We start from the raw sequence: 1,520 nt of genomic DNA on the forward strand, positions 1-1,520 counted from the left end.
CCTGTGACCTGCGATGATGCTCTCGATCACGTATTTGTTACTTCATTACGTCCCCTAAGAGCTTTGACGTCAAAAGGACTGGTGTCAAAACTGGTCACGTAAACACCGCTCTTGTTGCGCTGGCTGAGAGCTGTCACCGCGCCCTGTGCGGCAATTCCAAAGCTCGTGAAGATTGCCTTGATATCGGGGTCGCGCGCCAGGATCGCATTCATTTTCACTGTTGCCGTCTGAGGCGATACGTCGGTGATCTCCGCACCCAGGTAATCGATGTTCGGATACTTTTTGATCTCGCTTTCGAAGTTGTGCAACCGCTGGTCGGCCGGCGTACTCACGCCTGGCGTGAAGCCGAGGCCCGCAACCTTGCCACCCTCGATTCCGAGGTGTTTCGCGATGAGTTCCGCGGACAGCCGGCCGCCGGCGGCCTCGTCCGCGATGACCTCCGAGGCAAGCGGATCTTTCTTAGTCAGTGTGTTCAAAGCAGTCACGATCGGAATCCCCTGGGCCTTGGCCTTGGAGAGGGGCGCGTACATCGCATTGGCGTCGGCCACGCTGATCATGAGTCCGTCGGGCTTGTCAGCCAGGACCGAGTTGAGGATCGGCGTCATCGCGGCGGCCGAGAACTCCTTGGGATACTGGACGGTGACGGTGGCACCAATCTTACCCGCTTTGATCTTGGCGCCACACGCGATCGCATAGTAGGCGGGATCCTCAACCGCGCCGATGTAGGCGAAGCGCAGGCCGTTGCCGGCCTTACCCGCCGTGGTGCTCTGAGCCGACTGGCTGCTTTCACCGGACCCGCAGGCGGATACGGCACAAAGGGGACGTAATGAAGTAACAAATACGTGATCGAGAGCATCATCGCAGGTCACAGGCCTGTGGAGGGTTCGAAACGCGCAAGTTATTTCATTTCGACTCCAAAGCGCGCCCAAGATCGTTACCGAGACAGCCGCTCGCACGGCCTGACGTGAGAATCTCATGGGTCTCCTTACTCGACTACATAACGGGAACAGGAACCATGGCTAACGGTGGTTGGTACGGCGCCGCACCAGATCGGCATAGACAGCACCGACCAGCGCCACGGCAATCGCGATCTGCTGCCAGTACGGAGGCACCCGCACAATAACCAGACCGTTCTGCAGCACAGCAGGGACAAAAATCCCGATCGCAGCACCGACCGCACTCCCCGAACCACCGAAAATACTGACACCACCAAGCGCAACACCGGTGATCGCATTCAGCGCATCGGGAGCATGCCCACCGATCGTCGTCGTCGAAAAACGCGCCACATTCAGATACGCGGCCAAGCCATAAGCAAGACCCGCGAGCACATAAATCTTCATAGTATGGCCGCGGACATTAATCCCCGCCCGCTCACCGGCAACAGGATCAGAACCAGTCGCATAACTATAGCGACCGAAACGGGTACAGGCAAGCGCCCAAACCGTTATCGCAATCACCGCCACCGCGATCACCGTCATCACCGGAACCCCAGCCAGCATCCCTATGGAGTCGAAATGAAA

Annotated in this window: 2 protein-coding genes; both read right to left on the bottom strand. The window is 58.4% G+C overall.

The genetic code is table 11. From position 1 onward, the window contains the following. Nucleotides 1-26: 26 nt before the first annotated feature. Nucleotides 27-869 (bottom strand): substrate-binding domain-containing protein, encoded by an 843-nt coding sequence (locus ACY45C_RS01605; RefSeq protein WP_462185898.1) that lies wholly within the window; start codon nucleotides 867-869, stop codon nucleotides 27-29. A gap of 150 nt (nucleotides 870-1,019) precedes the next feature. Beyond that, a partial coding sequence (locus ACY45C_RS01610) for an ABC transporter permease (protein ID WP_462185899.1) occupies nucleotides 1,020-1,520 on the bottom strand: 501 nt, incomplete at its 5' end.

The organism is Frankia sp. CcWB2 (assembly GCF_977927585.1).